This window comes from Streptomyces thermospinosisporus (genome assembly GCF_039526425.1).
GTDB classification, from domain to species: domain Bacteria; phylum Actinomycetota; class Actinomycetes; order Streptomycetales; family Streptomycetaceae; genus Streptomyces; species Streptomyces thermocarboxydovorans.
This window is the reverse complement of sequence record NZ_BAAAIZ010000146.1, coordinates 1-2582: the sequence shown is the minus strand read 5'-3', so window position 1 is coordinate 2582 and position 2582 is coordinate 1. Positions and strand designations below refer to the sequence as shown.

The 2582-nt window shown below is 69.5% G+C and carries 2 protein-coding genes and 1 pseudogene; all 3 read right to left on the bottom strand.

Going from position 1 to position 2582, the window contains the following annotated elements; genetic code table 11:
- Positions 1–1032 (bottom strand): annotated as a pseudogene (locus tag ABD207_RS31645) (hypothetical protein); the annotation flags it as partial.
- Positions 1033–1047: 15 nt separating this feature from the next.
- Positions 1048–1362 (bottom strand): helix-turn-helix domain-containing protein, encoded by a 315-nt coding sequence (locus ABD207_RS31640; RefSeq protein WP_279929979.1) that lies wholly within the window; start codon positions 1360–1362, stop codon positions 1048–1050.
- A complete protein-coding gene (locus tag ABD207_RS31635; protein WP_344016754.1) occupies positions 1359–1904 on the bottom strand; it encodes a tyrosine-type recombinase/integrase in 546 nt (181 codons plus the stop codon). The genes ABD207_RS31640 and ABD207_RS31635 overlap by 4 nt, the downstream gene beginning before the upstream one ends.
- Between the last annotated feature and the right edge of the window lie 678 nt (positions 1905–2582).

Here is a 2582-nt window from a genome sequence, read left to right as displayed (position 1 = left end):
GTTTTCACGATGCACACCGCCCAGTCGGCGCTTGCGAGCCTTGGGCATGGTGGCCAGGAAGGCTTCGATGTTGTGCACGTCGGCCAGGGCCCAGTCGTCCTTGCCGCAGTGCTCGGTGAGGAAGAGGGCCAGGTCCCGCAGGATGGCCAGGGCGGTTTCCAGCGTGTGATCGCTGCGGGGCCGGGTGCTGGCTCGGCGAGCCCGGTCCTGGGCCCGCATGCGGGAGGCGTCGAAGGCGGCAACGGCTGGCCGGAGGGAGTCGGGGACGGCGACGATGCGATGCTTGCGCCGCCCGGCGGCGAGCCGTTCGGCCTGGTCAGTGGGCAGGGCCAGGCCGCGATGGGTGAAGAAGTCTTCGAGAGTACGGGCGAAAGGGCCCATCGACCGACCTGGTCGGCGGGACCGCTCCAGCAGGGCCTGGGGCGAGTTGGGGTGTTCGTCCTGCAGGAGGCGGCCGAGGTCGGTGACCAGGCCGCAGGCCCGGGCGACGCAGAAGCGGGCCGCGACATGACCGACGAAGTCGTCCAGCCATGCGGGCGGATTGGCGAGTTGGTCGCGGAGGTGTTCGCCGCGGATGAAGGGCCGGCCGGGGTGCTTCTGCCGGCAGGCTGAGCACAGACCGAGTCCGGCATGCCGTCGCAGCTGACCGCACTCGCGGCAGGTCCGCGGTGGCTGCTTGTCCTGCCGGGGGCGGGAGCAATGGCCGCACCAGCCGGTCGCCTCGCGGAGATATCCCGGCTTGCCGCAGCGTGGGCAGGGCTGCTGATCGGCGAGCCGCTCGGCCTTGCGCCGGCAGACACCGCAGAGCCGGCTCTGGGCCGCACCGACCAGGTGGCCGCACTGTTCGCAGACACGCGAGCAGGTGATGCAGCGGCCGGTATCCTCCTGGAGCACGCGGTCCTTGTCGCAGGACGGGCATGCCATCTTCGCTGCCTGTTCCTCCATCCGGCGCCAGCACCGGCAGCAGTGCTGGCGGTCGGGATAGCCGACCGGGGCACCACAGATGACGCAGTCCCGTTGCTTCTTGCCCATCGCGATGACCGCCGGTCACAGGGGCGGCATCGACCGGCCTCGGGCGGAGGCGGCCTTGGGGAGGTCGGCGACGGGCCGAGGCGGTGTGATGGGCCTCTCGACGGGGGTGGTGTCGACCTCGATCAGATCATTGGGGGTGCACTCCAGCGCGGTGCACAACGCGGCCAGGGTGGTCATCTTCACCTGCGACGGCTCCTTGGTGAACAGCGCGGACACCGACGCGGAGGACAACTCCAAGCCGGCCTTCTCGGCCAGCAGCCGCCGCAGCTCGGTCCCGGTCCAGACCTCGCGCTGGGCGGCGGCCATCCGCAGCCGCCATCGGATCTTCATGCCGTGGTGTCCTTCCCGGACAGCTCCGCGAGAGTGCTGGCCACTGCCCGCTGATAGGCGTCCTCGATGAACGTCGCGGAGGGCCGGACGTAGCGCATGGTTGAGCTGACCGTCCAGTGTCCGAGCATCTGCTGGATCGCGACCAAGTCGACGCCGCGTTCGTAGTTGTGGGTCGCGCAGGCCCTCCGCAGGGCATGGGGGCTGAACCGCTCAGCCGGCGGGCGGCCTTCGAGTTCCATGAGATAGCGGAGCCGGTTGCGGATGGTCCCGCGATGCAGGGGGCCGCCGGATTCGTCGGCGAACAGCACTGGCGAGTCGGGGAACTTGGGCCGCACGTCGTCGAGGAACCATCGCAGCACCAGGTCCAGGCCGTCGAGCATGGGCACCCAGCGCGGACGCGGCCCGGAGGTGTGGGCTCCCTTGCCGAAGCGGACGTGGAGCTTGCCGAACGGGCCGCGGACGAAGTGCACGTCCGGCTTGTCCAGCAGCGATGCCTCCTCCGAGCGGAGCCCGGCGTGATACAGGGTCCCGGAACATCGCATAGTCCCGGGCGGCGGGTCCGTACTTCCTCGCGGTGGCGATCCGCTGCTTCATGAAGTCGAAGAACTCCGCCACCCGCTCCGGCGTTGGCGGCGGCACCAGGGCCGGGGAGTCGTCGCCGACATGTCGGGAGGCGTTGAACTCGTCGACCGGGCAGACCAGCCGGATACCGAACGCGGCCTCGATCTCGGCTGCCTTGCGGGCTTGCAGGAACCGGTGGAAGCCCTTGAAGATCTGCACGTACTCGCGCCTGGTCGAGGTCTTGCGGCCCTTCACCGCGAGATCACCAACCACCCGGTCGATGTCCTCCGGTGTCACCTCCCACGCGGGCCGGCCCGGTGCGGCCAGCGTCCGCTCCAGCAGGCAGATGTCGTTGTCGATGGTCACCGGGCTGAACCCGCGGGCCCGCCAAGAGGCGACGAACGCGTCGACGCATGCGGTCTGGAACTGCCACGGGTCCGTCGCCAGCGGTTCCTGCGGGACGGCCCCGCCCGCGATGACCTGGAGTCTGGCCTCGGCCACCGGCACGCCTTCCTCGCACCTGAACGGTCAAGGCAGCACCTTGAAAACCAGGTTGCTACCGCGAGAACCAACGAGGACCTCAGGAACTGGATACGGCCAGGTGGCAGCCACAACTGATGGCGTCCCTTGAAGTGGTGTAGCCGTTCTTGGCCGATGTG

Coding starts and splice junctions, on each gene's coding strand:
- ABD207_RS31640 (WP_279929979.1), bottom strand. CDS start 1,362: ATGAAGATCCGATGGCGGCTGCGGATGGCCGCCGCCCAGCGCGAGGTC.
- ABD207_RS31635 (WP_344016754.1), bottom strand. CDS start 1,904: ATGCGATGTTCCGGGACCCTGTATCACGCCGGGCTCCGCTCGGAGGAG.